At 54.0% G+C, this 26,291-nt stretch carries 27 protein-coding genes and 1 other RNA gene; 18 read left to right on the top strand and 10 right to left on the bottom strand.

The window, feature by feature from the left end:
• Positions 1 to 71 precede the first annotated feature (71 nt).
• Positions 72 to 743, top strand: coding sequence for a glutathione S-transferase (locus DFK18_RS03225; protein WP_114416776.1), 672 nt, complete (start codon positions 72 to 74; stop codon positions 741 to 743).
• Here the strand turns inward: DFK18_RS03225 and rpiA are convergent.
• Positions 740 to 1,417: a ribose-5-phosphate isomerase RpiA gene (rpiA, locus tag DFK18_RS03220; protein WP_114416775.1), complete on the bottom strand. Its 678-nt coding sequence runs from the start codon at positions 1,415 to 1,417 to the stop codon at positions 740 to 742. The genes DFK18_RS03225 and rpiA overlap by 4 nt on opposite strands.
• Before the next feature lie 158 nt (positions 1,418 to 1,575).
• Between rpiA and ilvA the strand changes: the two genes are divergently transcribed.
• A complete protein-coding gene (ilvA, locus tag DFK18_RS03215; RefSeq protein WP_114416774.1) occupies positions 1,576 to 3,090 on the top strand; it encodes a threonine ammonia-lyase, biosynthetic in 1,515 nt (504 codons plus the stop codon).
• A gap of 173 nt (positions 3,091 to 3,263) precedes the next feature.
• Here the strand turns inward: ilvA and DFK18_RS03210 are convergent, their stop codons facing one another.
• The 3 genes from DFK18_RS03210 to DFK18_RS03200 all read right to left on the bottom strand — a co-directional run bounded on the left by DFK18_RS03210 (position 3,264) and on the right by DFK18_RS03200 (position 4,430).
• The gene (locus tag DFK18_RS03210) at positions 3,264 to 3,887 is read right to left on the bottom strand and encodes a 5-formyltetrahydrofolate cyclo-ligase (RefSeq protein ID WP_114416773.1); all 624 of its coding nucleotides are present in this window, start codon (positions 3,885 to 3,887) and stop codon (positions 3,264 to 3,266) included.
• Between the two features lie 17 nt (positions 3,888 to 3,904).
• Positions 3,905 to 4,086, bottom strand: a non-coding RNA gene (gene ssrS / locus DFK18_RS03205) — 6S RNA.
• A gap of 26 nt (positions 4,087 to 4,112) precedes the next feature.
• Entirely contained in the window at positions 4,113 to 4,430 is a 318-nt protein-coding gene (locus tag DFK18_RS03200) for a cell division protein ZapA (RefSeq protein WP_114416772.1), read from the bottom strand.
• Between the two features lie 133 nt (positions 4,431 to 4,563).
• On the opposite strand from DFK18_RS03200, the gene DFK18_RS03195 reads away from it, so the two are divergent.
• The 4 genes from DFK18_RS03195 to DFK18_RS03180 are packed head-to-tail and all read left to right on the top strand — an operon-like array spanning position 4,564 to position 8,960.
• On the top strand, positions 4,564 to 5,157 hold the full coding sequence (locus tag DFK18_RS03195; RefSeq protein ID WP_114416771.1) for a UPF0149 family protein: 594 nt from the start codon (positions 4,564 to 4,566) through the stop codon (positions 5,155 to 5,157).
• Positions 5,158 to 5,188: 31 nt separating this feature from the next.
• Positions 5,189 to 6,514: a Xaa-Pro aminopeptidase gene (gene pepP / locus DFK18_RS03190; RefSeq protein ID WP_114416770.1), complete on the top strand. Its 1,326-nt coding sequence runs from the start codon at positions 5,189 to 5,191 to the stop codon at positions 6,512 to 6,514.
• Positions 6,495 to 7,742, top strand: coding sequence for a 2-octaprenyl-6-methoxyphenyl hydroxylase (gene ubiH / locus DFK18_RS03185; protein WP_114416769.1), 1,248 nt, complete (start codon positions 6,495 to 6,497; stop codon positions 7,740 to 7,742). Before pepP ends, ubiH begins: the two co-directional genes overlap by 20 nt.
• Positions 7,743 to 7,745: 3 nt before the next feature.
• Positions 7,746 to 8,960, top strand: a complete 1,215-nt coding sequence (locus DFK18_RS03180; RefSeq protein ID WP_114416768.1) for a UbiH/UbiF/VisC/COQ6 family ubiquinone biosynthesis hydroxylase — start codon at positions 7,746 to 7,748, stop codon at positions 8,958 to 8,960.
• Between the two features lie 12 nt (positions 8,961 to 8,972).
• On the opposite strand, the gene DFK18_RS03175 is transcribed toward DFK18_RS03180, so the two are convergent.
• The 3 genes from DFK18_RS03175 to gpmI are packed head-to-tail and all read right to left on the bottom strand — an operon-like array spanning position 8,973 to position 13,076.
• Complete coding sequence (locus DFK18_RS03175) at positions 8,973 to 10,298, bottom strand: S41 family peptidase (RefSeq protein ID WP_114416767.1); 1,326 nt, start codon at positions 10,296 to 10,298, stop codon at positions 8,973 to 8,975.
• Between the two features lie 40 nt (positions 10,299 to 10,338).
• Positions 10,339 to 11,496, bottom strand: a complete 1,158-nt coding sequence (locus DFK18_RS03170; protein ID WP_162299670.1) for a murein hydrolase activator EnvC family protein — start codon at positions 11,494 to 11,496, stop codon at positions 10,339 to 10,341.
• A gap of 29 nt (positions 11,497 to 11,525) precedes the next feature.
• Positions 11,526 to 13,076, bottom strand: a complete 1,551-nt coding sequence (gene gpmI, locus DFK18_RS03165; RefSeq protein ID WP_114416765.1) for a 2,3-bisphosphoglycerate-independent phosphoglycerate mutase — start codon at positions 13,074 to 13,076, stop codon at positions 11,526 to 11,528.
• Between the two features lie 157 nt (positions 13,077 to 13,233).
• Between gpmI and DFK18_RS03160 the strand changes: the two genes are divergently transcribed.
• The 12 genes from DFK18_RS03160 (at position 13,234) to DFK18_RS03105 (ending at position 22,652) form a co-directional block, all read left to right on the top strand.
• Positions 13,234 to 13,653, top strand: coding sequence for a rhodanese-like domain-containing protein (locus DFK18_RS03160; RefSeq protein WP_114416764.1), 420 nt, complete (start codon positions 13,234 to 13,236; stop codon positions 13,651 to 13,653).
• An 86-nt stretch (positions 13,654 to 13,739) separates the two neighbouring features.
• On the top strand, positions 13,740 to 14,198 hold the full coding sequence (secB, locus tag DFK18_RS03155; RefSeq protein ID WP_114416763.1) for a protein-export chaperone SecB: 459 nt from the start codon (positions 13,740 to 13,742) through the stop codon (positions 14,196 to 14,198).
• A gap of 3 nt (positions 14,199 to 14,201) precedes the next feature.
• Positions 14,202 to 14,921: a 16S rRNA (uracil(1498)-N(3))-methyltransferase gene (locus DFK18_RS03150; RefSeq protein WP_114416762.1), complete on the top strand. Its 720-nt coding sequence runs from the start codon at positions 14,202 to 14,204 to the stop codon at positions 14,919 to 14,921.
• A gap of 23 nt (positions 14,922 to 14,944) precedes the next feature.
• Complete coding sequence (gene gshB, locus DFK18_RS03145) at positions 14,945 to 15,916, top strand: glutathione synthase (RefSeq protein WP_114416761.1); 972 nt, start codon at positions 14,945 to 14,947, stop codon at positions 15,914 to 15,916.
• A 19-nt stretch (positions 15,917 to 15,935) separates the two neighbouring features.
• The gene (locus tag DFK18_RS03140; RefSeq protein WP_114416760.1) at positions 15,936 to 16,748 is read left to right on the top strand and encodes an energy transducer TonB; all 813 of its coding nucleotides are present in this window, start codon (positions 15,936 to 15,938) and stop codon (positions 16,746 to 16,748) included.
• Between the two features lie 59 nt (positions 16,749 to 16,807).
• Positions 16,808 to 17,362: a YqgE/AlgH family protein gene (locus DFK18_RS03135; RefSeq protein WP_114416759.1), complete on the top strand. Its 555-nt coding sequence runs from the start codon at positions 16,808 to 16,810 to the stop codon at positions 17,360 to 17,362.
• Positions 17,355 to 17,888, top strand: a complete 534-nt coding sequence (gene ruvX / locus DFK18_RS03130) for a Holliday junction resolvase RuvX (RefSeq protein WP_114416758.1) — start codon at positions 17,355 to 17,357, stop codon at positions 17,886 to 17,888. The genes DFK18_RS03135 and ruvX overlap by 8 nt, the downstream gene beginning before the upstream one ends.
• Entirely contained in the window at positions 17,885 to 18,418 is a 534-nt protein-coding gene (gene pyrR, locus DFK18_RS03125; protein WP_114416757.1) for a bifunctional pyr operon transcriptional regulator/uracil phosphoribosyltransferase PyrR, read from the top strand. Before ruvX ends, pyrR begins: the two co-directional genes overlap by 4 nt.
• Complete coding sequence (locus tag DFK18_RS03120; RefSeq protein WP_114416756.1) at positions 18,415 to 19,404, top strand: aspartate carbamoyltransferase catalytic subunit; 990 nt, start codon at positions 18,415 to 18,417, stop codon at positions 19,402 to 19,404. Before pyrR ends, DFK18_RS03120 begins: the two co-directional genes overlap by 4 nt.
• Positions 19,404 to 20,693 (top strand): dihydroorotase, encoded by a 1,290-nt coding sequence (locus tag DFK18_RS03115; RefSeq protein WP_114416755.1) that lies wholly within the window; start codon positions 19,404 to 19,406, stop codon positions 20,691 to 20,693. Before DFK18_RS03120 ends, DFK18_RS03115 begins: the two co-directional genes overlap by 1 nt.
• A 38-nt stretch (positions 20,694 to 20,731) precedes the next feature.
• On the top strand, positions 20,732 to 21,403 hold the full coding sequence (locus DFK18_RS03110) for a fumarylacetoacetate hydrolase family protein (protein ID WP_114416754.1): 672 nt from the start codon (positions 20,732 to 20,734) through the stop codon (positions 21,401 to 21,403).
• A gap of 106 nt (positions 21,404 to 21,509) precedes the next feature.
• Entirely contained in the window at positions 21,510 to 22,652 is a 1,143-nt protein-coding gene (locus tag DFK18_RS03105) for an HD-GYP domain-containing protein (protein WP_114416753.1), read from the top strand.
• Here DFK18_RS03105 and speA read toward each other — a convergent pair whose 3' ends face one another.
• The 3 genes from speA to DFK18_RS03090 all read right to left on the bottom strand — a co-directional run bounded on the left by speA (position 22,653) and on the right by DFK18_RS03090 (position 26,265).
• On the bottom strand, positions 22,653 to 24,569 hold the full coding sequence (gene speA / locus DFK18_RS03100; RefSeq protein ID WP_114416752.1) for a biosynthetic arginine decarboxylase: 1,917 nt from the start codon (positions 24,567 to 24,569) through the stop codon (positions 22,653 to 22,655).
• Positions 24,559 to 24,897, bottom strand: coding sequence for a P-II family nitrogen regulator (glnK, locus tag DFK18_RS03095; RefSeq protein WP_114416751.1), 339 nt, complete (start codon positions 24,895 to 24,897; stop codon positions 24,559 to 24,561). The genes speA and glnK overlap by 11 nt, the downstream gene beginning before the upstream one ends.
• 120 nt (positions 24,898 to 25,017) lie before the next feature.
• Positions 25,018 to 26,265, bottom strand: a complete 1,248-nt coding sequence (locus DFK18_RS03090; protein WP_114416750.1) for an ammonium transporter — start codon at positions 26,263 to 26,265, stop codon at positions 25,018 to 25,020.
• Between the last annotated feature and the right edge of the window lie 26 nt (positions 26,266 to 26,291).

Here is a 26,291-nt window from a genome sequence, read left to right as displayed (position 1 = left end):
GTTTCGCTCCCAGGAATAACCTCTGCTAGACTCTCAAATTCAAACAAGTGTTTGCAATTTGAGGAGTCCCCATGCTGACCCTGCACCATCTGGAAAAATCCCGCTCTCATCGTATCCTCTGGCTTTTGGAACTCCTTGAAGTCGATTATCAGTGGAAGGAATACGCCCGTGACCCCAAAACCCTGCTGGCCCCACCAGAACTGAAGGCTATTCACCCTCTGGGTAAGTCGCCGGTGATTACCGAGGATACTAGGGTCATTGCAGAATCAGGGGCGATTATTGATTACCTGCTGGCACGCTATGGTAAGGGACGCTTTCAGCCCGAAGCTGAGGATGTCGATGCCTGGATCGATTTTCGCTATTGGATGCACTATGCAGAAGGCAGTTTGATGCCTTTTCTGCTGATGAAATTGGTTTTTACCCAGATTCCCAAACAACCCATGCCCTTTTTTGTAAAGCCGGTGGCCAAGGGTATTAGCAGTAAGGTTCTGGGACAGCTAGTGGATCCCAACCTGACCCGTCAGTTGGATTTTATTGAAAGCCAGTTGCAAGGTAAAAAATGGTTTCTGGGTGAGCAGTTGACCGCAGCAGATGTACAGATGAGCTTTCCCATGCAAGCCCTGGCCGCTCGAGCTGACTTGTCCTCCTATCCGGGAATTGCCGCTTATGTGAAGCGAATCGAGGAAGATCCGGCCTGGCAGCGGGTGGTGCGCAAGGCCGGTCCTCTGGAGCTACCGGGTTAAACCTCGGCAGTCATTCTTTTAACCCCATCCTTGCAACCGAGCAGCAGAACATCAGCGGCTCGCTGGGCAAAGATGCCATTACAAACCACCCCGGCAATGTCATTGATCCGGCTTTCCAGCTTGAGAGGATCATCCAGCTGGAAGTTGTAGCAGTCGAGAATCCAGTTGCCATTGTCGGTGGTCACGCCCTCACGCCACTGAGGATCAGCACCCAGCTTGACCAGTTCGCGCCCCAGGTGGCTACGGGCCATGGGTAGCACCTCCACCGGCAGGGGGAAATCCCCCAGGATATCGACCAGCTTGCTTTCATCGGCAATACAGATAAATTTGCGGCTGGCAGAAGCCACGATTTTTTCACGGGTCAGTGCAGCGCCACCGCCCTTGATCATTTGCAGGCGTGCATTGATTTCATCAGCGCCATCGACATAAACATCCAGAATGCCGGCTGAGTTGAGATCATAAACGGGAATGCCGTGAGCCTTGAGGCGCTCGGCACTGGCTTCGGAACTGGCGACCGCACCATCGAAATCCATCTTCACCTTGGCCAGTTCATCAATAAAGTAGTTGGCAGTGGAACCGGTTCCTACCCCGATAATGGTGTCCTTGTTCAGGTCCTTGCGGACTTCTTCCAAAGCAGCCTGGGCAACAGCCTGCTTAAGTTCATCTTGAGTCATGTCGGCTTCCCGTTAAGGTGATCAATTTCGACCAGTATAACAACTAAGTGTCGACATCTTCGACTGGACGATTTATTCAAGTCAGGCCACAATGTGCGGCTATTCCCTAATGACAGTCATGTTATTTATCTGCTGAAAAACCGGGGCTGCACCTTATTATGCTCGAACACTATGTGAAGAAAATCCTCCAGGCGCGGGTTTATGATGCCGCTCTGGAAACTCCCTTGTCTGAAGCTCGTTTTATGTCCAAGCGCCTGAACAATCAGGTCTGGATTAAGCGTGAGGATTTGCAGCCGGTTTTCTCTTTCAAGATTCGCGGTGCTTTCAACAAGATGGCACAGCTTTCCGAAGAAGAAAAAAACAAGGGAGTGATAGCAGCTTCAGCGGGTAACCATGCCCAGGGGTTGGCTATGGCGGCCAAGCAGATGGGGGTTAAAGCCGTCATAGTTATGCCCCGGATTACACCGGATATCAAGGTACAGGCCGTGAGGGCACGTGGTGCTCGTGTCATCCTGCGAGGTGATGCCTTTGGTGAAGCCCTGGAGCATGCCCTGCAGCTGGTGGAAGAAAAGGGCTATACCTACATTCCGCCTTATGATGACCCTGATGTTATTGCCGGTCAGGGCACCATCGGTATGGAGATATTGCACCAGCATCCGGATCCCATCCATGCCATTTTTGTCCCTGTCGGTGGTGGTGGCCTGATTGCCGGGGTGGCGGCCTATGTTAAATACCTGCGTCCGGACATCAAGGTCATCGGGGTTGAAGCCGAGGATGCCGCCTGCCTGGATGCTGCCATGAAAAAAGGCAAGCGGGTCACGCTGGATCAGGTAGGTATTTTTGCTGAAGGTGTGGCAGTTGCCCAGATCGGCAAGGAACCCTTCAAAGTCTGCAAGGATTATGTCGATGAAGTTATCACTGCCACGACCGATGAAATCTGCGCGGCTGTTAAAGATATTTTTGAAGATACCCGGGCCGTGGCCGAGCCTTCAGGTGCTCTGTCGCTAGCCGGCTTGAAGAAATACGTGGAAAGAACCGGGGTTAGTGATTCCACGCTGGTGTGTATTAATTCCGGGGCCAACACCAATTTCGATCGCCTTCAACATATTGCCGAGCGCACTGAGCTGGGTGAAAAACGAGAAGCCATTCTGGCGGTCGGTATCCCCGAGCGTCCAGGAAGTTTCAAGAATTTCTGCAAGGTGATCGGGCGGCGTCGTATGGTGACGGAATTTAATTACCGCTATGCCGATCATGAGCAGGCCCAGATTTATGTGGGTGTCCAGGTTAAACCGGATGATAATGATCGCGAAGAATTGATTCTGGCATTGCAGGAAGCCGACTATCCGGTTGTGGATTTAACCGATAATGAACTGGCCAAGATGCATATCCGTCACCTGGGTGGTGGCCGGACTTCCAACACCAGTAATGAAGAAATCTATCGTTTCGAGTTTCCCGAGCGTCCGGGAGCCTTGTTGAATTTCCTCAATCACCTGAAACACGACTGGAATATCTCCCTTTTTCACTATCGTAATCATGGTGCAGCCTATGGGCGGGTGCTGGTGGGCTTCCAGATTCCTCAGGATCAGAGAGGGGTGATAGAAGATTATTTGGATAAAATCAGCTATCGCTATTGGCGGGAAACAGAAAATCCTGCTTACAGACTCTTTCTGTAAACAATCATGACTTGTTTATAACAATAAAAAAGAGTAATTTTAATAAACCTTGAATTGTTAAGGTTTTATTACGCCAGGGGAAGGTGAAGGAGTCGAGTCATGCAAAAGAAACCTGATGTGATGGTCCTGCTGGTCCTGGTCTTTGTCGCCGGTCTGGTTGTGACCAGTCTGATTTAAATCCCTTTCGCGGGATAAAAAGCCTCGGGGGTTACTATCCCCTGCAGAGGTACATCCCAGGCAGCTACTGGCAGGGAGTCCACTTCCTGGCAGGTGTGAGCCAGGCCGATAAGCCTGGGTTGCCTGGGTCTGCTTTTACGAATATCAAAGGTGCGGTCATAAAACCCGCCTCCCATTCCCAGGCGTCCGCCTTGACGATCAAATCCCACCAGCGGCAGGAGCACCGAATCCACGGCCCAGGGGGGAATCTGCCGATGTCTTTCCAGTCCATAGCCTTTCAACCTGGGTTCAGGTATACCGAAACGGTTTTTCTCCATGGGAGTCGAACCGGGTAACCAGCGAACCAGCCATAGAAGTCGGGGTGCCAGCGGGTGTAAAACCGGCAGATAGATTTCCTTGTTCATGGTTAGAGCCAACTTAACCAAGGGCAGGGGATCTATTTCACCATCATTGGGCAGGTAGACGAGGATTCTTCTTGAGGCCTGAAACCAGCTTTGCTGATGTAACTGGTGAGCCAGCTGCTGTGCCGCTACCGCTTGTTGTCCCGGCGTTAAGGCGCGTCGGCGCGCTCTTAATTGCTGGCGCAGTTGTTGGCGTTGTGGCAGAGAGGTGGGAAGCATAGACAGGAAGAAAGGTTAATAGCCCCAGAGTGCCGCTGTTGTCGTGGCCCTTGAACCCTAAAGTTCAAGGTGGAAGCAACCGGTCTACCGAAGGCTTTCCGCTGCATGGCGGACCTGCTCACGGGTAGATCCAGGCGGCGTCCTTAATAAAGATCATAGGCTCGAGGACGTGAGCAACTGGCGCACACCCCAGGGACAATTTAAGTTTAACAAATAATGCCAGGGTTATGGCAACTTTCGTGACTGCTGTTGGCTGTCGAGTTCATCCAGTGCCGAATCCAGCTTTTCACTCAGGCGAGCGATCTTAACTTCATGATCGTGATTTGTATCATCCCGCTGCAGCATCTCGTTGGTAATATTGAGGGCGGCCATGATCGAGAGGCGCTCCATGCTGAGAATCTTCCCGGCACGGCGGATTTCTGACATCTTCTGGTTGAGATAGCGGGCAGCACGCAGCAGATCTTCCTGCTCCCCGGAGGGGCAGGCAATCAGGTATTTGCGATCCAAAAGAGTGATTTCAGTGGTATTCTTGTCACTGCTCATGCGTACGGCTCCGAAGCCCAGTCAAGCAAGCCTGTACTATAGACCGGCCTTTTTTGCCGGTCAATTACAAAGAGTGCAAGTAACCACTTGCCTCTTGTCTTAACGAGTCCAACCCAACGACCAAGAGAGTTTCATGTCATCAGATGCCGATAAAATGCCCTCTGTCAGCTTTGATAGCCTGGCGGATTTCTGCCTAAAACATCGCTGCTTCCAGTCCCCTTCACTTTTTCACGGTGTTTTAACGGGTCAGCTATGTGGCCAGGAGCGTTTACCCAGGGAGCAGTGGCTGGTGCTGTTTGCCCAGCTGCTGGGAGAGCAAACCCGTTTGACGCCCGAAGATGAAAAGCTGGCACTGGATTTAATGGATGCCACCCTGCAGCAGCTGGTGGCAGGTCATCTGGAATTTGAACCCCTGCTTCCGGATGAACTCTATGAAGTGGAAGAGCGTTTTTCAGGTCTGGTTAAATGGATACAGGGTTTTCTGAAATCACTGAAAGCCACAGGAATCAAGGAAAAGAAACTGACTGCAGAAGCTCATGAAGGGCTGCAGGACCTGGAAAAAATCGTGGAAATGGGGGATGCCGCTCCCGCAGCCACGGAAGATAACGAGAAGGACCTGACCCAATTAACCGAATTTGTGCGCCTGGTTGCCATGATGATCTATCTGGAGATGCATCCGGGGCAGCCGCAGGTTGAAAATCCTGAAAAGGGATCAAGCCTGCATTAAGCAAGAATTTCCCTGATATAAAGGAGTCCTCATGTCGAGCCAGCCATTTCAACAGCGCCGCCAGCAGCTCCTCCAAAGCCTGCCTGACCGGGGCCTGGCAATTATTCCGGCAGCCACTGAAGTGACTCGCAGTCGGGATACGGAATACCCTTTTCGTCAGAGCAGTGATTACTGGTACCTGACCGGTTGCAAAGAGCCCGATGGGCTCCTGGTTTTAATGAAGGGTCGTGAAGAAGGTGAAAGCCTCATCTTTACCCTGCCCAAGGATCCAGCTATGGAAGTCTGGACAGGTATTCGCCTGGGGCGTGAAGAAGCAGTCAAACAGTTAGGCGTTGATCAGGCTTTTGCCTTGGATCAGTTGGATGACCTCCTGCCGGATTTGATCGGTCAGGCCAGTGAAGTCTGGTTGCCCTTTGACGACCTCAAGCTTTACCAGCGTTTTCTGGAAGGCCGGCAGGCTGCTCTGCGTAAACACAAAAGATCTGCCAGCCTGCCAGATCGACTGGTGGATATCAGCGCCCGTCTGGCCGAGATGCGTCTGATCAAATCCCCCGAGGAAATGGAATTGATGCGTCGTGCAGCCGAGATCTCGGCCGCAGCACATTGTCGGGCCATGCGCTCCTGTCGGCCGGGTCAATATGAATACCAGCTGCAGGCAGAAATCGAGCATGAGTTTGCAATCCGCGGCGCCAGTGCCCCTGCTTATGCCAGTATTGTCGGCTCCGGGGCCAATGCCTGTGTACTCCACTATATTGCCAACCAGAGTGAAATGCAGGCTGGCCAGCTGGTTCTGATTGATGCTGGCGCCGAGTATCAGGGTTATGCCGGGGATATCACCCGTACCTTTCCGGTGGATGGTTCCTTCACCGGCCCTCAAAAGCGGGTCTATGAGTGGGTGCTGAAAGCCAATCAGGAAGCAATTCGCCAGGTGCGCCCCGGCATGACCCTGGAAGCTTTGCATACCACAGCAGTACGTATTCTGACCGAGGGGCTGGTTGACCTGGGTGTGCTTCAGGGCGACCTGGATCAATTGATCAAGGATGAAGCCTACAAGCCTTTTTACATGCATGGTACCGGCCACTGGTTAGGGCTGGATGTGCATGATGTCGGCCAGTATCGCCTGGGTAGCCGCTCACGTCCCCTGGAGCCGGGTATGGTCTTTACCATAGAACCCGGCTTGTATTTTGCTCCGGACAATGAGGAAGTGGATAGCTGCTGGCGCGGGCTGGGTATCAGAATTGAAGATGATGTCCTGGTGACGGAGACGGGTTGTCTGGTCCTTAGCAAGGATGTCCCTAAAACCATTGATGAAGTGGAAGCACTGATGAGAGGCCAGGATGCACACCTGCACAACTGATATTGCCATTGTTGGAGGCGGGCTGGTTGGTGCCAGCCTGGCTCTTGCCCTCCAGCCTCTGGCGCGGGCCAGGGGATTGAAAATTACCCTTCTGGAAAGCCAGCCTCCACAAGCTGATAGTTCAACCAAAAAAACCTGGCAACCCAGCTTTGATGCCCGTTCCTCGGCTCTTTCCTGGGGAACCCGGCTAATTTACGAACAGCTGGGCCTGTGGGATAAGCTAAGCAGTCATGCCTATCCGATCGAGCATATCCATGTTTCTGACCGGGGCTATTGGGGCTCCACCCAGCTGGACCATCGTGAACAGGGTGTGGATGCCCTGGGCTATGTCGTGCCCAATGCCTGGCTGGGTGAAACCCTCTGGTGGGGTTTGCAGCAGGCGGGAGAAAACAATACGCAGGTTTTGGCACCCGCTGAAATCGACCAGTTGAGTTTTCCACATCCTGACCAGACGGAACTGCGGGGCCGCCTTGGCGATCAGGAGCTTCTGGTCAAAAGCCGGCTGGTGGTCCTGGCCGATGGCGGGCGTTCAGGCTTGAAACAGCAGCTGGGTATTGCAGATACGCACTACGATTATGAACAAACAGCTCTGGTGGCCAACCTGCGGCTTTCCAAGCCTCATCAAGGCTGGGCTTACGAACGCTTTTCCGAAGAGGGCCCCATGGCCTTGCTGCCTTTGGACGGTGATCAGATGGCCCTGGTCTGGACCCGCCAGGGTGAAGAAGCCCTGATGCTGGCTGATTTGCCGGAAGAGGAATTCCTGGCACGTTTACAGGATAGTTTTGGCAAGCGGGCCGGCCGCTTTCTTCAGGTCGGGGAACGCTTTGCCTATCCCCTGAAAAAAATTCGCGCCAAGGAACAGGTAAGACGCAACCTAGTGATACTGGGTAATGCAGCTCACTACCTGCATCCCGTGGCTGGTCAGGGCTACAACCTGGCTATTCGGGGTGTTACCAGTCTGGCTGCCGATCTCGAGGCGGCTGCACGCCAGGCTGAGCAAGAGGGCAAAAATTTTCATCCCGGAGATCTGGCCGTTTTGACGGCCTGGCAGCAAAGACGGCTGCCCGATCAGGATGCCGTGGTGGGTTTCAGTCACAGTCTGATAGAGATCTTTGCACGCAAACAACCGCTATTGGGTCATGCCCGGGCAGCAGGTCTCATAGGCCTTAACCTCTTTTCTCCAGCGCGGCGCTGGCTGGCCAAGAAAGCCATGGGTTTGGAGATATAAACCATGCATAAATTCGATCTGATCATTATTGGTGGCGGCATGACCGGCCTGGCTTTGGCTGCCGGACTGGCTGAAACCCCTTTGAAGCTGGCCATTATTGAAGCGGCCCAGGAGCCACCCACCTGGAAGCCCGAGCAGCTGGATATGCGCGTCAGTGCCCTGTCCGAAGCCAGTCGCCAACTTTTGGAACGCCTGGGTGCCTGGTCAGCCATGGAAAAGCTCCGGGTTAATCCTTACCAGGGCATGTATGTCTGGGATAGTGAAGGTACAGCGGCCGTAGAATTTCAGGCTCGGGATGCCGGGGTCGAGGATCTGGGTTATCTGGTAGAAAACTCGGTCACCCAATTGGGTCTGCTAGAGGCCGTTAAGGATCAGCAAAACCTGACTTGGTTCCGCGGATGTAAGCCGGAAAAACTCAGTCCGGCTCTGGATGCCGGAGGCACACGCGAATTAACCCTGACCGATGGAACCCGCTTGACAGCTTCCCTGGTTGTGGCAGCTGATGGTGCTCACTCCTGGTTAAGACACCAGGGAGGTTTTTCCACGCGCGAGTGGAATTATAACCACCATGCATTGGTCACTAGTGTACGCATGGAAAAGTCTCACCAGGATGCTGCCTGGCAGAGGTTTGATGCCACAGGTCCTCTGGCTTTTCTGCCGTTGAAACCTGACGGAAATGATCACTGGTGTTCGATTGTCTGGTCAACCAGTCCCGAAGAAGCGGAAGAACTTAAGGCCCTGGATGAAGACAGCTTCAATCAACGCCTGACTCAAGCCTTCGAGGGGCGTTTGGGGCAGGTGCTGGAAAGTCAGGAGCGAGGTGTTTTTCCCTTGCGTCAGCGACATGCAGTGGACTATGTCAAACCTGGACTGGCTTTGATGGGGGATGCTGCCCATACCATCCATCCATTAGCCGGTCAGGGCGTCAATCTGGGCTTTCTGGATGTACAGGCTTTGACACGGGTAGTGGCTGCTGCAGCCACCAAGGGTCAGCCACTGGGTAGCCTGGCTGTCCTCAAAAGTTATCAGCAGCAACGCAAGCCCGACAATCTGGCAATGATGGCCCTGATGGAAAGCTTCAAGCGTCTTTTTGCAACCCGCCAGCTACCGCTATTGCTGGTGCGCAATCTGGGCATGAAGCTGGTGAATTCCCAGCCCTGGATTAAGCGTCGCCTGGTAGCCCAGGCCCTGGGAATCAGAGCCCTGGCAAAAAGTTGATAAAGCGCTCTTTTAGGAGCGCTGGTTGTAGAGGTTCAGGCCCTTGAGGAGGTTAAGGGCCTCATTCACCGGATAATCTTCCGGTGAAGTCAGTCGGGGGGTGCCACCCGCTTCCTGTTCTTCGGATTCGGGTCTTTGCAGATGGCCTTCCAAATCCGCTTCGCGAGGGCCGTTTCTTTCCTGTAAAGGCGTGATCTGGGCATTGATTACGGGGATATCCGGATGGATACCGTCAGCCTGGATGGAACGGCCATTGGGGGTGTAATAGAGGGCGGTGGTCATCTTGAGCGCGCGGTCATTGTTAAGCGGCAGCACCGTCTGGACCGATCCCTTGCCAAAGCTGGGAGTTCCCATAATGATGGCCCGCTGGTGATCCTGCAGGGCGCCAGCCAGAATCTCAGAAGCCGAAGCGGAACCGGAATTAATCAGTACCACCAGAGGGACTCCCTGAAGAGCATCGCCAGGGCTGGCTTCAAAGCGCATTTCAGTATCCGGTAAACGCCCCTGGGTATAGACAATCAGGCCACCATCCAGAAAAACATCACTCACGTCGGCTGCAGCCTGGAGGACCCCGCCGGGATTGTTACGCAGGTCCAGGATTAAACCCTGCAAGGGCCCGGTATTCTCTTGTTTAAGCTTTTCTAAGGCTTCCAGGGTTTCTTCGCCACTGCGTGTCTGGAATTGGCTGATGCGCAGATAGCCATAACCTTCTTCCAGCAGTTCCTGGCGCACACTGGCTGTCCTGATCAGATCCCGGGTGAGTTCGACTTCGAAAGGCTGGCCGGCATCTTCCCTGAGAATGGTGAGTTTAAGGCTGCTGCCGGGTTCGCCGCGCATCAGTTCGATTGCCCGATCCAGACTCAAATCCCGGGTGGAGGTGTCGTTGATGCGGATGATCAGGTCCTGGGGTTGGATGCCAGCTCTTGAAGCAGGTGTACCATCCAAGGGACTGATAACCTTGATGTAGCCTTCTTCAACACCTATCTCTATGCCCAGGCCACCAAACTCTCCCTGGGTGCTTTCACGCAATTCCTGGAAAGCTTCAGGTTCCAGATAATCCGAGTGGGGATCCAGGCCCGAGAGCATGCCACGAATGGCATTGTTCAGAAGCTCGCGGTCATCCACCTCATGCACATAGGCCTGCTTGATGCGTTCGTAGACTTCGGCGAAATTGCGTAATTCTTCCAGGGGTAATTCTTGAGCAGCGGAAGTGGATTCTTCGTGAGTCTCGGGGGTGGTGTTGATTTCAGCCTGGAGCGGCAGAGTAAAGGCCAGAAGCAAACCTGCAAGACCCAGACGGCGGTGTAGGGAGGAGGTGCTCGGTTTTAGTGCTAGCATCATTTACTCCGGAATATCTTGTTGAGACGCGGCGAAATTTCTAGCGTCTGGCAACCCAGCTGATAGGGTCCAGGGGTTCGCCCTGGCGGCGGATTTCAAAATAGAGGGCATTACGCTGCTGGCCACCTGTTGCCCCGGCTGTGGCTATCACATCACCACCGTGAACCCAGTCACCCGTCTGGTTTCTGAGCGTCTGATTGTGGCCGTAGATGCTCATATAGTCATTACCGTGATCAATAATGATCATGAAACCAAAGCCACGCAACCAGTCGGCAAAAATGACCCGGCCACCATGGATGGCTCTGACTTCTTCTCCGGCTCCAGCTTCTATGGTCAAACCACGGCTGACCAGACGGCCATTATGCTGACGGCTACCGAAAGCACTGAGTACACGTCCCTGCAGAGGCCAGGGCAGCTTGCCCTTCATCTGTGGGAAGGGTTGGGCATCCTGAGGCGGCGGCAGGCGGACAATGGCTTCAGTAACGGCGGCCAAGAGTTCTTCAAGCCGGGCTTGGTCGGCCTGGAGTTCTTCCAGCTCTTCACCGCGGCCGGCAATTTCCTGGCGAAGCTCAGTCACCAGACGTTGGCGTCGGCTTTGTTCATTCAGCAATTCCCGGCGTCTTTCCTGCAGGGAGGTGCGAACGTTTTCCAGCGCCTTGCCCCGGGTGATGATTTCCGATTCCACTTGATCCAGCTGTCTGGCTATCCCCAGGTACTGCTCGATTCTCTCGGTACGTTCCTTGTTGATATAGTCATAGTAACGCAGGAGACGGGCGACCCGATCGGGTGATTGCTGATTGAGGAGCACCTTGAGGTATTCCTGGCGCCCCATGGAATAGGCAGCGCGAATTTGCTGGCGTAAAAAGCCGGATTGCTGATCCAGCTGTTGCTGCAGGTCTTGCTGTTCCCGCTGGAGGCGACGCATGCGCTCCTGCAGCTGCCCGGCCTCTTCGGTATTGGCCTGGATTTGTTGAACCAGTTGGCCTATCTGAATTTCTGTCTGGCGTAGTTGGCTTTCCAGCTGGGATTCTTCGCTTCTGGCCTCGTTCAGCCAGTCCTGAAGGTCGGAGATATCCTCTCGCAACTGTTCCAGTTGACGTTCACTCACCTCCTCCTGGTTTTCTGCCTGAAGGCTGTTGCCAGCGAACAGAAGACACAGGGGAAGTAGAAAACGGGCCAGCTTGCGGGGATGCATCATCCTACCCTCCATGGATCCGGCTGGAAGTTTCAGTCAAATTCAACCAAAGCCCTTCCTGTCATTTCTTGCGGCTGTGGCAGACCCATGGCCTTGAGCAGGGTGGGGGCCAGGTCACAAAGACGGCCTCCTTCCAATAGGCGGGCCTTCTTTCCAGCCGGTGGCAGATAAATCAGGGGCACGGGGAAGGTTGTATGGGCTGTTTGTGCCTGGCCGGTTTTGGCATCCAGCATCTGTTCGGCATTGCCATGATCAGCTGTAATAAAAGCCTGACCTCCCACTTCCTCAAGGGCTGCAATGACTTCGCCAATACAGGTATCCAAGGCTTCCACTGCTTTGACAGCCGCATCAAAATCACCGGTATGACCGACCATATCACCATTGGCATAGTTACAGATGATGGCGTCGTACTGGCCTGACTTGATCGCTTCGACCAGTTTTCTGGTCACCTCCGGGGCACTCATCTCCGGTTGCTGGTCGTAGGTGGCGACCTGAGGCGAAGGCACCAGGATACGTGTTTCTCCGGCAAACTCTTCTTCCCGCCCACCGGAAAAGAAGAAGGTCACATGGGCGTATTTTTCCGTTTCGGCAATGCGTAGCTGGGTTTTGCCCTGGTCGGCGAGGTATTCACCCAGAGTGTTTTTCAGGTCTTCGGGTGGAAAGGCGGCTGGCGCAGGAATATCGGCGGCATACTGGGTCAGCATGACGAAGTCGGCCAGACGTGGCCAAGCACGACGGGCAAAGCCCTGGAACTCGGGTTCGACAAAGGCGCGGGTAATTTCGCGAGCCCGGTCGGCACGGAAATTCATGAAGATAACGGCATCGCCGTCTTCGATCTGACAGGTCTGGCCTTCGGGCTGAATGGCTGTGGCAGCAACAAATTCATCATTCTCACCCCGGGCATAGGCTGCCTCAAGTCCTTCCAGGGCAGTGCTGGCCGTGTGTTCCCCCTGTCCCAGGGTCAGCAGGTTGTAGGCCTTTTCCACACGATCCCAGCGGTTGTCCCGATCCATTGCATAATAGCGGCCGACCAGGCTGGCGATACGACCGCAACCCAGTTGGGTGAATTTCTCTTCAAAACGCTGGATAGAGGCTTCGGCACTGCGTGGTGGTGTATCCCTTCCATCCAGGAAGGCATGCAGATAAACCGCTTGAGCGCCACGCTTAACGGCCATTTCGGCAGCAGCCAGTAGATGTTCTTCATGACTGTGTACGCCGCCGGGTGACAGCAACCCGAGAAGGTGGACAGCCCCTTGATTGTGGATGGCTTTATCCATGGCTTGGGTTAGTGCGGTGTTATCAAAAAAGCTGCCGTCCTTGATGGCCTGGGTAATGCGGGTGAAGTCCTGATAAACAATTCGTCCGGCACCCAGGTTCATATGCCCGACTTCTGAGTTGCCCATCTGGCCATCGGGAAGCCCCACTTTCATTCCATCAGTGTGTATCTGCGTGGAGGGAAGCTCCGCTCGCAGGCGGTCCATGACCGGTGTCTGGGCATGAAAAATCGCATTGTGTTCACTGGCAGGGTTATCACCGTAACCGTCCAGAATGATCAGGGCTGCGGGGGGTGTTTTGGCATTCATGTTGGAAACAGTAACTCTCAGTTTGTCTGCTGGCTAGTAATCCTGACCATGATAGCTTTACAGACAGCAAATCACCATCCCACAGGTGTCAGCGAAGCCTCTCTGGTGTATCCTTGAGCGCTGAATTCCACTGGCACTAACACACAAGAGATCCAAGATGTTTGAACAAATTGTTGAGTTCACCCTGAATAACCCTCTGCTGGTCGGCGCTTTTGTCATTCTGCTGATTCTGGTCATCGTCAATGAAGCCAAGGGTGCTGCCAAGGGTGTGGATACCGCTGAAGCCGTACGCCTGATGAACAAAGACGAAGCTGTGGCTCTGGATATTCGGGACCGTAAGGATTTCAATGCCGGTCATATTACCGGTGCGTTGCACATCCCCATGAATAGCCTGGATAGCAAGCTGAACGAACTGGAAAAGCACAAGAACAAGAAGATTATTGTGGTTTGCCGTATGGGGAGTTCGGCGAGCATGGCCGTTGCCAAGCTGCAAAAAGCCGGCTTTCAGGATGTGGTTCGCCTCAAGGGTGGCATGATGCAATGGCAGACCGACTCCATGCCCGTGGTTAAAAAGTAATCCGAGGTGCCTCTGCAACTCTAAGCGCTCTTATGGCTTTTGATCAGAGGCTCCCTGTCTGTAAACGATTAAAGTAGGAATCAATTATGAGCGAAGCAACCAAGCCGGAATTTGCCCTCCAGCGTATCTATCTGACCGATGTTTCCTTTGAAGCACCCAATAGTCCTGAAGTTTTCATGATGAATGAAAAACCCCAGGTGGATGTGAAGCTGGATACCAAAAACCGTAAGGTTAATGACGAACTCTACGAAGTGACCGTCAAGATTACAGCTCAGGTTAACTTTGGTGATAAAACGGCTTTTCTGGCCGAGGTTCAGCAGAGCGGTGCTTTCCGTATCGTGGCGATTGAAGGGGATAATCTGGATCATACCCTGGGTGCCTTCTGCCCCAATATCCTTTTCCCTTATGCGCGTGAAGCCGTGGATAACCTGGTGGTTAAGGGTGGCTTCCCTCCCTTGATGATTGCTCCGGTCAATTTTGAAGCCATTTATGCTGAGCGCAAGCAACGTGCTGCCCAGCAGGCTGAACAGCCTACCCAGCAATAAGCAGTGCGACGTTTCTTTTCGCCTCAGCCACTGACTGAGGCGGGCCAGAAAGTTCACCTGGAAGGTCAGGTTGTTCGCCATTTGATCCAGGTTCTGCGCATGCAAGCCGGTGATGAACTGGAACTCTTCGATGGCGAGGTGGCCTTCCGGGCAGGCTTGCTGGAAGGCAATAAAAAACAGGCTAGCCTGGAGTTGCTGGAGGCCTTGCCAATCCAGCCGCCTTCACCGCTTTTTACCCACCTGGGTCAAGCCATTTCCAAGGGCGACCGTATGGACTGGGTCATTCAAAAGGCCACCGAGCTGGGTGTGAACGCTATCACGCCTTTATATACCCAGCAGGGTGATGTGCGCCTTAAGGGTGATCGGGAAAGTAAAAAGCTGCATCACTGGCAGCAGATAGCCATCAGTGCCTGTGAACAGTCCGGCCGGACCCGGGTACCGCAAATTCTGCCGCCCCAGAAGCTGGAAGACTGGCTGGCTCTGCGCCAGGAAGATGTGAAACTGACTTTACATCCTCGTGGTCAAAATGCCGAGCTGGCGACACAAGAGGTTCAGTCCGCGGCCTTGTTGATCGGTCCGGAAGGGGGCTTGAGTGAGTCGGAAGTGGAGGCTGCCCAGCGGGCTGACTTCCTTCCCCTGACCCTCGGGCCCAGAGTTTTGCGAACAGAAACGGCTCCGGTCGTTGCTTTATCTTTACTACAACACTGGTGGGGCGATTTTTGAGCTCCGCAATTCGGGAGTAGAACATGGCTCAAACCGATCAGGTCGTTCTGGGTGTAGTAATGGACCCCATCGCGGACATTACCTACAAAAAGGACACGACTCTGGCGCTTTTGCTGGCTGCTAAAAAGCGTGGCTGGAAAATCAAATACATGCACCTGGACGATCTCTTCCTGCGCCAGGGCAAACCCTATGCCTTGATGTCGGACCTGGATGTGTTTGCCGATCCTGTACGCTGGTATGACCTGGGTACCACTCAGCCCAGCCCCCAGCCTCTGGCGGATCTGGATGTTCTCTTGATGCGCAAGGATCCGCCTTTTGATCAGGCTTTCCTGACTTCAACCTGGTTGCTGGAAGCTGCGGAAAGAGAAGGCGTCCTGGTCGCCAATAAGCCGCAAAGCCTGCGTGATTTCAATGAAAAACTCTTCGCTCAGGAATTCCCCGAATGCTGCCCGCCCACTCTGGTGGCTAGCCAAGACAGCCTGATTCGCGAGTTTCACCAGGAGCACGGCGATATCATCCTTAAACCACTGGATGGTATGGGCGGCATGGGTGTTTTTCGCGTGAAAGAAGATGGCCTTAACCTGGGGGCCATTATCGAGCAGCTGACCGCTATGGGCCAGCGCCAGATCATGGTGCAAAAATACCTGCCGGAAATTAAGGAAGGCGATACCCGCATCCTGCTGATTGATGGTGAACCCCAGCCTTACGGTCTGGCCCGGATTCCCCAGGCCGGGGAAACCCGCGGCAACCTGGCAGCCGGAGGCAATGGTGTTGCCCGCAAGCTGACCGATCGTGACTACTGGCTGGTAAAACAGGTTGCGCCGGTACTCAAGGAGCGCGGTCTGATTTTTGTCGGTCTGGATGTGATCGGCGATTATCTGACAGAAATTAATGTCACCAGTCCTACCTGTGTGCGAGAACTGGATCAGCAGTGTGGTCTGGATATTGGCGGGGACTTGATGGCTCACCTGGCAGAGCGTCTGGGCCGGGGCTAACAGCCACCAGACTGCAGCCATGGTTGGCACTCAGTGCAAAGCCGTCATCCGGCAGCTACCACCCCTGGTGTTAGCCTTGCTGGTGGCGGTTTTTTTGCATCTGGGTCTGGCTGTCTACTGGTGGTTGCAGGTGGAAAAAGAGCTACTCACCGAAGAAGATCTGGTCTACCAGGAAGCGACAGAAATTCTGCTGCAAGCAGCGGATATTCCTGAAACACCTCACCAAACTGAACAACCCGAACCCGAACCCGAACCCGAACCCGAGCCAGAGCCAGAGCCAGAGCCAGAGCCAGAGCCAGAGCCAGAGCCAGAGCCAGAGCCAGAGCCAGAGCCAGAGCCAGAGCCAGAGCCAGAGGTTGCGAGTCAGCCGGAAGCCTCTCAGGGTTTGCCGACTTCGGCCAGTCTGCTGGCGCGCAGTCGTGAAATTGCTCGTTTGGAGGCCCGTCTTGCTGACCAGGCTGAACACCTGGGTCAAAGGCCACGTATTCGCAGATTGACCCCGGATAGTGAGATGACCAGTGAAGAGGCGCTCTATCTGCAGCAGTGGGAAGACAAGGTCGAGCGCACCGGCAACCTTAACTATCCTGAAGAAGCCCGTGCCAGGGGCTTAAGTGGTCGTTTGCGCCTGATGGTAGCCATTAATGCCGATGGCAGCATTCGCGAAGCCCAGCTATTGACCAGTTCCGGCTATCGTTTGCTGGATGCTGCTGCCCTGGAAATACTGAATATTGCTGCTCCCTTTCCACCCCTTCCTCCCAGCCTGCAGCAGGAAGCCGAGGTGTTGGAAATAATACGAACCTGGCGTTTTGGTCGTAGCTGGCAGGCGAATTAACTTGCCAAGCTGCGTATAATTTCAGGAGAATCGGCCCAGCGAAAACAAGAGGAGCCTGTGTGACCAGTTTACGAGACCATTTTTTACTTGCCATGCCTCAGCTTCAGGACCCCCATTTCCAGGGTTCCCTGACCTATATGTGTGAACAGGGGGAACAGGGGGCACTGGGGATTATCGTAAACAAACCCATGGATCTCAGTTTCTCAGAACTGATGGAGCAGATGCAGCTGCCGGGAGAATTCTGTAAACAGGCCCATCAGCCGATTTACCGAGGTGGACCGGTACATACGGATCGAGGGTTTGTCCTGCATACCGGCAAGGATGACTGGAAAGCCTCCTTACCCGTTAGTGATACCCTTACCCTGACAACTTCGGTAGATATTCTCGAAGCCCTGGCGGCTGATGAAGGCCCGGAAGAATTTTTGATTGCCTTGGGCTGTGCGGCCTGGGAAGAGGGCCAACTGGAAAATGAAATCAAGGAAAATGCCTGGCTGACCTGTCCGGCCAAGGACTCCACCCTGTTTGATCTGCCACCTGATCAGCGCCTAGATGCCGCAGCCACTAGTCTGGGTATCCGCCTTGATCTAATGACCAGTCAGGTGGGGCATGCCTGAACAGCGACCCAGGGTAATCCTGGCCTTTGATTTTGGTAGCAAGCGCCATGGTGTGGCTCTGGGTAATGAATTAACTGCAACGGCCAACCCGCTGGATGTAATTCCCGCCCGGGATGGTATTCCAGCCTGGCAGCTTCTGGATGATCTGGTTGCCAATTGGCAGCCGGATGTCTTCTTGGTGGGTTTACCCCTGGATGAAGACGGAGGTGCTACCCCTCTGAGTCAGCGTGCTACCAAGTTTGCCCGCCGCCTGTTTGGCCGCTACGGCAAAAGCTGCTATGGCATGGATGAGCGGGGTACCACCAAGGCGGCCAAGCGTCTGGTTAAAAAAGCCGGGCATAAGGGCAACTATCGCGAAGACCCTGTGGATAGTCTGGCCGCAGCTTTTATCCTGCAAGCCTGGCTGGATCTGGCAGAAGCCGGGAGCGAAGATGCCGCCTCGGCAAGATTTTTACAACCGCTGGCCGGCCCTCAGGTAGCTGGCCGGTCGCAAACAGCAACTGCTGTGGAGTCGAAAAAAACATGACTGCGCCTTCCTCCGATTTGCCTTCCGTTGCTCCACTTGTGGAAAAGATGGCTGCCCAGCTGGTGCAACGGGTCAGTGAACAACAACTGAATGATCCGCTTCTTGTAGGGATTCATACGGGCGGCTACTGGGTAGCCGAGGCTCTGCGCAAAAAAATGCAGGTCAGCTGGCCCCTGGGTGGTCTGGATATCTCTTTTTACCGGGATGATTTTACCCGCAAGGGACTGAGCCCCAGTGTTAAGCCCTCCAGCCTTCCCTTTGCCACGGAAGATCGTCATCTACTCTTGGTGGATGATGTCCTCATGTCAGGGCGAACCATACGTGCCGCCATGAATGAGCTCTTTGATTACGGTCGCCCTGCCTCGATTACCCTGGTTACTCTGCTCTCGCTGAATGCCCGTGAACTGCCTATCCAGGCTGATATCTGTGGCTTGCCACTCGAGCTGTCCAGTGATCAAAGAGTCAAGCTTTCCGGCCCTGATCCGCTGGAGTTGAACCTGATTACTGTTAAGGAGGAAGGCCAGGCATGACCTATCCGGTGAACCCCCGTGATATTCAATTAACCGAAGACGGCCAATTGAAGCATTTTCTCAGCATCAGCGGTCTGCCCAAAAGCCTACTGACCGAGATCCTGGATACTGCCGAATCCTTTGCCAATATGGGTGAGCAGTCGGTAAAAAAGGTTCCCCTGCTGAGGGGCAAGACTCTTGTTAATCTCTTTTTTGAGAATTCCACCCGCACCCGGGCAACTTTCGAACTGGCAGCCAAGCGCCTGTCCGCTGACGTTCTCAATCTGGATATCAAGACCTCTTCGACATCCAAGGGGGAAACCCTGATGGATACGCTGCAGAACATGGAGGCCATGCATGCTGATCTTTTTGTGGTCAGGCATGCCGATTCCGGGGCAGCACATTTTATCGCCAGCCAGGTAACGCCGAGGGTGGCGATTATCAATGCCGGGGATGGCCGTCATGCTCATCCTACTCAGGCCATGCTCGATATGTTTACCATCCGTCGCCACAAGGGTGACTTTGCTGGACTCAAGGTGGCCATAGTCGGGGATATTCTGCATTCACGAGTAGCCCGTTCACAGATTCGTGCTCTGAATACCCTGGGCGTGGAAGAAGTGCGCCTGGTCGCTCCCAAGACTCTCTTGCCCGTGGGCATTGAAGATCTGGGCGTCAAGCTCTACACCCGCATGGATGAGGGTATCCGTGACGCTGATGTGGTGATCATGCTGCGCCTGCAAAAGGAGCGCATGAGTGGAGCACTGCTGCCCTCGGAATCCGAATACTATCGTTTATACGGGTTGACCACCGACAAGCTGGCCTTTGCCCATCCGGATGCGATCGTGATGCACCCCGGGCCCATCAACCGCGGGGTGGAAATCGAATCGGCGGTGGCTGATGGACCGCGTTCGGTCATCCTGCAGCAGGTGGGTTACGGCATAGCTATTCGCATGGCAGTCATGAGCATGGCTGTTAGTGGTCAGACACAGGAAAGGGCGAAGATCTAATGAGACTCTCGATTTTAGGCGGACGTGTGCTGGACCCTGCCAGCAAGCTGGACCGAATTGATGATATCCATATTCAGGAGGGTCGCATCCTGCAACTGGGCAAAGCACCCGCTGCTTTTCACGCCGATCAGGTTGTGGATGCCAAGGGCCTGGTGGTGACTCCTGGTTTTATCGATCTTTCCTGCCATCTGCGCGAGCCTGGCCCCAGTTACAAGGGCAATATTGCTTCGGAAACCCAGGCCGCTCTGGCTGGTGGTTTTACCAGTGTCTGCGCCCGCCCGGATACCCAGCCACCGCTGGATAGTCCGGCAGTTATCCGGGTGGTCAGAGAAAAAGCAGAAGCTGTTGCCCAAGCGCGGGTCTTGCCTCTGGGAGCCTTGACTCAGGGGCTGGAAGGTCAGCTTTTGACCAATATGTCAGGTCTCAAGGCAGCTGGCTGCGTTGCCCTCACCAACATGCGAGCCAGTATTCAGGATCAGCTGATTTTGCGCCGTTGCATGGAATATGCGGCTACCTTCGATTTATTACTGATCTTCTACCCTGAAGAAGCCAGTCTGGCCGCAGGGGGTTGTGCCCATGAAGGTGCTATGGCTTCGCAGCTGGGGCTGCAGGGGATTCCGGAAACAGCTGAAACGCTGGCGCTAGCACAACAGTTGCTTTTGATTGAGCAGACAGGAATACGAGCTCACTTCAGTCATCTCTCCTCGGCTCGTTCTGTAGAGCTGATTCGTGATGCCCGCAAGAGAGGCCTGCCGGTCACTGCCGATGTGGCAATCAGCCACTTGATGTATAACGACCGCTATCTGGAAGCTTTTGACAGTAACTATCATCTACAACCGCCTCTGCGCAGTGAAGCTGACCGCCTGGCTCTGATAGCCGCTTTGGAAGAGGGAGATTTAAGTGGTGTTTCCACCGGACACTTGCCGCACGAAACTGCGGCCAAAATGGCTCCTTTTGCCGCTTCCGAGCCGGGTGTTAGCAGCCTGGAAACCCTGCTACCGCAACTGCTGACACTGGTGGATCAGCAACTGTTGAGTCTTGAGCAATTGGTGGCCAGCTTAACTTCGGGCCCGGCGAGCGTGCTGGATCAGCCTCTAGGCAGCCTGCAACCGGGGCAGCCTGCTGATATTACGCTTTTTGACCCCGAGCAGAGCTGGGTGCTGGATGCCAGCAGTGGCTACTCGGCAGGGCAGAATACGCCTTGTTGGCAGCAAACCCTCAAGGGGCGGGTTCAGGCGACCCTGGTGGAAGGCCAGGTGAGTTACCGATTGAAGAATTCAGCCGAATAAGTCCCTAGAGGACGATCCGTTAATCAAGGAGTTACCCAGTGTCTACTAGCCCTTTTATTCCCCGCCTTCTAGAAAGTGATTGGCAGCAGCCCCTGGGTAAAATTGTGTGTGTGGGGCGCAACTACGCTGAACATGCTGCTGAGTTGAACAATCCGGTGCCCAAACAGCCTTTGTTGTTCATGAAGCCAGCCACCGCAGCCGTGGATCTCGAACAGGCTCCATTGGAGTTACCCAAGGACGCAGGCGAGGTGCATTATGAAACGGAAATTGCTGTGCTTGTGGGCAAAAGGCTACAAAAAGCCGATCCAGATCAGGTTTTTGCAGCCATCGCCGGTGTAGGCTTGGCCCTTGACCTGACGCTGAGAGACCTGCAGACACAACTCAAACAAAAGGGTCACCCCTGGGAGCTGGCCAAGGCCTGGGATGATTCCTGTCCGTTGACTGCTCTGGTCAAGGCAGAAAAAGTGGAAGATTGGCAGGCTTTGGAACTGAGCCTGAGCATCAATGGCGAGGAAAGGCAAAGAGGCCAGGCCAGTCAGATGCTGACGCCCCTGGCACAACTGCTTAGTTACATCAGTCAGCACTTTACACTGGAAGAAGGTGACCTAGTGCTAACCGGAACACCAGCGGGTGTTGGCCCCTTGCATTCGGGAGACCAGCTAGAGTTGGAATTAAAAGGCTACCTGCAGGCCTCGACCCAGGTGAAATAAAAGCCTGGTTGGCAAGAAACTTGCTTCCCAGTTACCTGATTAATATTTGGTAAATTTCGAGGTTAGGGTATACCTTGAAGTATGGCTATTGAGGAGGCAAGGGGAAATGCAACATGAGAGCCTGGTAAAAGAGCTCAGTCGTTTTACAACGCTACCTGACAAGTTGCGCTTCCTGGGTGTGCGCATCCGCCAGAAATATACCAATGTGGAGCGTTTTTCTGTTGCCCTTTATCAACCGGCAACAGACAAGGTGCGAACTTTTTTTACCACCAGTCCCATGCAGGAGGCCATCAGCCACTATGACTTTGCTCTGGTGGATGCTTGGTCACTGCGCCAGATTGCCACTCAACGCCATCCACGGGTTATTAATGACCTCTCACAACTGGTGCCCCCAGCCCAGACGGGCCGGGTGAATCCGCATACCGAGAAGCTGGTCAAGCAGGGTTGGCTATCCAGCTATACAGCACCACTGATTTGTGGCAAGGAATTGATGGGCTTTGTTTTCTTCAATTCGCATTCCGCCTACACCTTTCGCGGTGAGATGCTGCAGGAACTGGAGCTTTACAGTCAGTTGATCGCCCAGCTGATCTATCAGGATCATGCTTCTATCCGAACCTTGACGGCTGCTGTGCGCTCCACCATGATCCTCTGTGCCGGACGCGACCCGGAAACCGGTGGCCACCTGGAACGTATGGCCCAGTACGCCCAGTTGATTGCTGCCGACCTGGAGCCCAAGTGGACCTTCAGCGACCGCCAGATTCAGCATCTGTTGCTGTTTTCTCCGCTCCATGATCTGGGCAAGATAGCTATTCCTGATGAAATCCTGCTGAAAAAAGGGCGTTTGACCGCAGAAGAATTCAAAATCATGCAGGAGCACACCACCCGTGGTGTGGAGTTGCTGGATGAAGTAATCCGTAACCATGGCCTGGAAGATCTGCCCGATGTGGAGATGCTGAAAAACATCGTCCTCTACCATCATGAAAAAATGGATGGCTCCGGTTATCCCAGGGGAATCAGCGGTGAAGCCATTCCTATTGAAGCCAGAATCATTGCTGTGGCCGATGTCTTTGATGCCTTGACCAGTGAACGCCCCTACAAGGAACCCTGGAGTATAGAAGCGGCGCTGGAAGAACTGGAACGCATGGCAGGACGCCACCTGGATACTGACTGCGTCGAGGTAATGGTCAACAACGAAGAGCAGCTGGGCTTTATTCTCGACCAGCTGCAATCCGATGTCGTGGAAGCCTGATTACTCCAAATAGGTATAGCCGCCCAGCCCTTCCTCGAAAAGACGCAGGAACAGCTCCCGATCTTCACTATCCAGAGTGCTGGCATCCAGTTGGCTGTGTAAGGCCTGCATGAGTTCACCGGGATTGAAGTTCACGTAACCCAGTACCTTGTCCACGGTATCCCCTTTGATGATGTTTTCCAGTTGCGGTTGCCCCTGGTCATCCAAGACAACATCGACTGAATCGGTATCCCCAAAGAGATTATGCATATCTCCTAGGATTTCCTGGTAGGCACCTGTCAGGAAAAAGCCGAGAAGCTTTTCTTCCTTTTCGGACCATTCCGGTAATGGCAGGGTGGTTTCCAGGCCCTGACCGTCAACATACTGGTCGATACGTCCATCAGAATCGCAGGTGATATCCTGAATGACGCCCCTGCGACTGGTGGGGCGATCAAGCCCGGATAGGGGTAAAACCGGGAAAACCTGCTTGATACCCCAGACATCCGGTAATGATTGGAACAGGGAGAAATTGACGAAGAGTTTATCGGCCAGCTTTTCATTGAGTTCATCGTGGATTTCGCGATGAGCCCGGTTGCTAAAACTGAGAAGCTCACGGATACGGGCAATGGTGCAGGTATACAGGCGTTCGGCCAGGGCTCGGCCTTGGATACCCAAAAGTCCGTGGATGTACATATCCTGAGCTTCAGACAGTGCTTGCACCACATCGTGCCAGGTTTCTACCAGAGAGCGATCATCAATCTGCTGATCCGTCTGCTGGTAGACCCGCCAGAGTTCATGCAGGACCGGAGCATCCTCGGCTTGGGGTTCTTGCGGTGGAGTCAGATCCGGTTGCTCCAGATCGATGACATTGGTGATCAAGACAGCATGATGAGCCGTAAGCGCACGCCCTGATTCGGTAATTAAATGAGGGTGGGGCAGTTGATTGGCTTCACAAACCTGATGGAAGGCATGTACGACATTGTTGGCATACTCTTCCATGGAATAATTGATGGAACAGACACTGCGCGAACGGGTACCTTCATAATCAACACCCAGGCCGCCACCGACATCCACCACCTGTACGGGTGCTCCCAGCTGTAATAATTCCTGGTAAAAGCGACCGCATTCTTTGAGGCCCTTCTGGATATCACGGATATTGGCGATCTGCGAGCCCAGATGAAAATGCAAGAGCTGAAGACTATCCAGAGCATCGGCCGCCTTGAGCTGTTCTACCATGGCCAGTATCTGATTGGCAGCCAGACCAAATTTGGATTTCTCTCCGCCGCTGTCCTGCCAGTGTCCCTTACCCAGGGAAGAGAGTCGGGCACGCACACCCATGCGCGGTTTAACGCCCAGGTTTTTGGCTTCTTCCAGTACCAGGGCCACTTCCGAGGGTTTTTCCACCACGATATAAACCCGATGACCAAGGCGTTCACCCAGCAGGGCCAGACGAATATATTCACGATCCTTGTAGCCATTACAGACCAGTGTGGACGGATGGCTGGTAGACAGGGCCAGCACGGCCAGGAGTTCGGGCTTGCTACCCGCTTCCAGGCCTACCCGGGCTTCCAGACGTGCCTGGCTTTCCAGCAGTTCTTCGACAACCCGTCGTTGCTGGTTGACTTTGATGGGATAAACCGCGGTATAGCCACCCTGATAGCCGTGGTTATCCATAGCACGATCAAAGGCAGCGCAGAGGCGGTTAACCCTATCTTGAAGAATATCGGGAAAACGCACCAGAACAGGCAGGGTAAGACCTGCCGCGCGCAGCTGTTTTACCAGCTGTGTCAGGTCCAGATGTTCTTCCCGGATAGACGAGGGTTTGACCCGGACCCGTCCCTGGTGGTCGGCAGAAAAATAGCCACTGCCCCAATGCTTGATGTTATAGACACGATTGGGGTCGAGAGGCTGTGCCTGGTTCGGGGAATCAGACTGCATCCTTGCCTTTCTCGCCAGTGCGGATGCGAATAACTTCATCCAGCGGGGAGACAAAAATCTTGCCGTCACCGATTTTGCCGGTATTGGCAACCTTAACGATGGCATCAATGACCTGCTCCAGTTGGGCGTCATCAACGGCAATTTCCAGTTTTACCTTGGGCAGAAAATCAACAACATATTCGGCACCCCGGTAGAGTTCGGTGTGGCCTTTCTGGCGACCAAAGCCTTTGACTTCGGTGACCGTAATGCCCTGAACACCCATTTCAGACAGGGCTTCGCGGACATCGTCGAGTTTGAAGGGTTTGATGATTGCAGTAACCAGTTTCATTTTATTCTCCTCTCTTGGGCAGATTGCCTCTGCTTAGGATAAAGGTTTAACAAAAAAAAGGGCACCCCGGAGGGTGCCCAAACTTCCATGCTCACCTGTTACAGTCAATCTTTCATCAGATTACTTGGAGTTCTTGGTAAATTCTGGGTAGGCTTCCAGGCCACACTCAGCAATATCCACACCAGCGTACTCTTCTTCTTCGGAGACGCGGATGCCCATGATGGCTTTCAGGATCAGCCATACCACCAGGCTGGCGATGAATACCCAGAAGAAGATACCCAGGATGCCGATGATCTGTGCGACGAAGCTGACATCAGCGTTGAAAGGTACGGCCAGAACACCCCAGATACCCACAACACCGTGCACAGAAATAGCACCGACGGGATCATCGATACGCAGTTTGTCCAGGAAGACGATGGACAGAACAACCAGGACACCACCGATGGCACCAATCAGAGCAGCACCTTGACCTGTTGGGGACAGAGGATCCGCAGTGATGGCAACCAGACCGGCCAGAGCACCGTTCAGGGCCATGGTCAGATCAGCTTTCTTGAACCAGATCTTGGAGAAGATCAGGGCAGCGATCACACCACCGGCAGCAGCGGCATTGGTGTTAACAAAAACTTGAGCAACGTTGTTGGCAGAGGAGATGTCAGACATCTTCAGCTCGGAACCACCGTTGAAGCCAAACCACCCCATCCACAGGATGAAAGTACCCAGCGTGGCCAGAGGCATGTTGGCACCAGGGATCGCATGAACTTCACCCTTGGGACCGTACTTGCCTTTACGTGGACCCAGAACCAGAACACCAGCCAGGGCAGCAGCAGCACCCGCCAGGTGAACGATACCGGAACCTGCATAGTCGGAGTAGCCGACAGAAGCCAACCAGCCGCCACCCCAGGTCCAGAAACCGGAAACAGGGTAGATCACACCAGTCAGGACTACTGCGAAAATCAGGAAGGCCCACAGCTTCATACGCTCAGCAACGGCACCAGAAACGATGGACATGGCGGTTGCCACGAACACGACCTGGAAGAAGAAGTCAGAACGCATGGAGTAGTAGGGGGCATCGTCGCCACCGGCGGTAACCGCTTCAACCGCATTCTCGGTTCCAATCAGGAAGCCAAGATTGGGGAAGATGCCGCCTTCGGGGCTGGAATACATGATGAAGTAGCCCACGAACAAATACATGGTGCAGGCAATCGCAAACAGGGCGATGTTTTTAGTCAGAATTTCTGCTGTGTTCTTGGAACGAACCAGGCCAGCTTCCAGCATGGAGAAGCCAGCGGCCATCCACATGACGAGCACGCCACAGATCAGAAAATAGAAGGTGTCAATTGCGTAGGTAATATGGAGTATATCTTCCATCGTTAAATCCTCAGTTGGTCAGCCGG

This window comes from Marinospirillum perlucidum, from assembly GCF_003336805.1.
Classification (GTDB): Bacteria; Pseudomonadota; Gammaproteobacteria; order Pseudomonadales; family Halomonadaceae; genus Marinospirillum; species Marinospirillum perlucidum.
This window is presented reverse-complemented; position numbering and strand designations above follow the sequence as displayed.

Excerpts from the sequence above, each read along its gene's own strand:
- DFK18_RS03090 (WP_114416750.1), bottom strand. The coding sequence starts at position 26,265 with ATGGAAGATATACTCCATATTACCTACGCAATTGACACCTTCTATTTT.
- DFK18_RS03105 (WP_114416753.1), top strand. The coding sequence starts at position 21,510 with ATGCAACATGAGAGCCTGGTAAAAGAGCTCAGTCGTTTTACAACGCTA.
- DFK18_RS03120 (WP_114416756.1), top strand. The coding sequence starts at position 18,415 with ATGACCTATCCGGTGAACCCCCGTGATATTCAATTAACCGAAGACGGC.
- secB (WP_114416763.1), top strand. The coding sequence starts at position 13,740 with ATGAGCGAAGCAACCAAGCCGGAATTTGCCCTCCAGCGTATCTATCTG.
- DFK18_RS03160 (WP_114416764.1), top strand. The coding sequence starts at position 13,234 with ATGTTTGAACAAATTGTTGAGTTCACCCTGAATAACCCTCTGCTGGTC.
- speA (WP_114416752.1), bottom strand. The coding sequence starts at position 24,569 with ATGCAGTCTGATTCCCCGAACCAGGCACAGCCTCTCGACCCCAATCGT.
- DFK18_RS03175 (WP_114416767.1), bottom strand. The coding sequence starts at position 10,298 with ATGCTAGCACTAAAACCGAGCACCTCCTCCCTACACCGCCGTCTGGGT.
- ilvA (WP_114416774.1), top strand. The coding sequence starts at position 1,576 with ATGCTCGAACACTATGTGAAGAAAATCCTCCAGGCGCGGGTTTATGAT.
- DFK18_RS03210 (WP_114416773.1), bottom strand. The coding sequence starts at position 3,887 with ATGCTTCCCACCTCTCTGCCACAACGCCAACAACTGCGCCAGCAATTA.
- DFK18_RS03225 (WP_114416776.1), top strand. The coding sequence starts at position 72 with ATGCTGACCCTGCACCATCTGGAAAAATCCCGCTCTCATCGTATCCTC.
- DFK18_RS03170 (WP_162299670.1), bottom strand. The coding sequence starts at position 11,496 with ATGATGCATCCCCGCAAGCTGGCCCGTTTTCTACTTCCCCTGTGTCTT.
- DFK18_RS03140 (WP_114416760.1), top strand. The coding sequence starts at position 15,936 with ATGGTTGGCACTCAGTGCAAAGCCGTCATCCGGCAGCTACCACCCCTG.
- rpiA (WP_114416775.1), bottom strand. The coding sequence starts at position 1,417 with ATGACTCAAGATGAACTTAAGCAGGCTGTTGCCCAGGCTGCTTTGGAA.
- DFK18_RS03115 (WP_114416755.1), top strand. The coding sequence starts at position 19,404 with ATGAGACTCTCGATTTTAGGCGGACGTGTGCTGGACCCTGCCAGCAAG.
- pepP (WP_114416770.1), top strand. The coding sequence starts at position 5,189 with ATGTCGAGCCAGCCATTTCAACAGCGCCGCCAGCAGCTCCTCCAAAGC.
- pyrR (WP_114416757.1), top strand. The coding sequence starts at position 17,885 with ATGACTGCGCCTTCCTCCGATTTGCCTTCCGTTGCTCCACTTGTGGAA.
- ubiH (WP_114416769.1), top strand. The coding sequence starts at position 6,495 with ATGCACACCTGCACAACTGATATTGCCATTGTTGGAGGCGGGCTGGTT.
- DFK18_RS03180 (WP_114416768.1), top strand. The coding sequence starts at position 7,746 with ATGCATAAATTCGATCTGATCATTATTGGTGGCGGCATGACCGGCCTG.
- glnK (WP_114416751.1), bottom strand. The coding sequence starts at position 24,897 with ATGAAACTGGTTACTGCAATCATCAAACCCTTCAAACTCGACGATGTC.
- ruvX (WP_114416758.1), top strand. The coding sequence starts at position 17,355 with ATGCCTGAACAGCGACCCAGGGTAATCCTGGCCTTTGATTTTGGTAGC.
- DFK18_RS03200 (WP_114416772.1), bottom strand. The coding sequence starts at position 4,430 with ATGAGCAGTGACAAGAATACCACTGAAATCACTCTTTTGGATCGCAAA.
- gshB (WP_114416761.1), top strand. The coding sequence starts at position 14,945 with ATGGCTCAAACCGATCAGGTCGTTCTGGGTGTAGTAATGGACCCCATC.
- gpmI (WP_114416765.1), bottom strand. The coding sequence starts at position 13,076 with ATGAATGCCAAAACACCCCCCGCAGCCCTGATCATTCTGGACGGTTAC.
- DFK18_RS03195 (WP_114416771.1), top strand. The coding sequence starts at position 4,564 with ATGTCATCAGATGCCGATAAAATGCCCTCTGTCAGCTTTGATAGCCTG.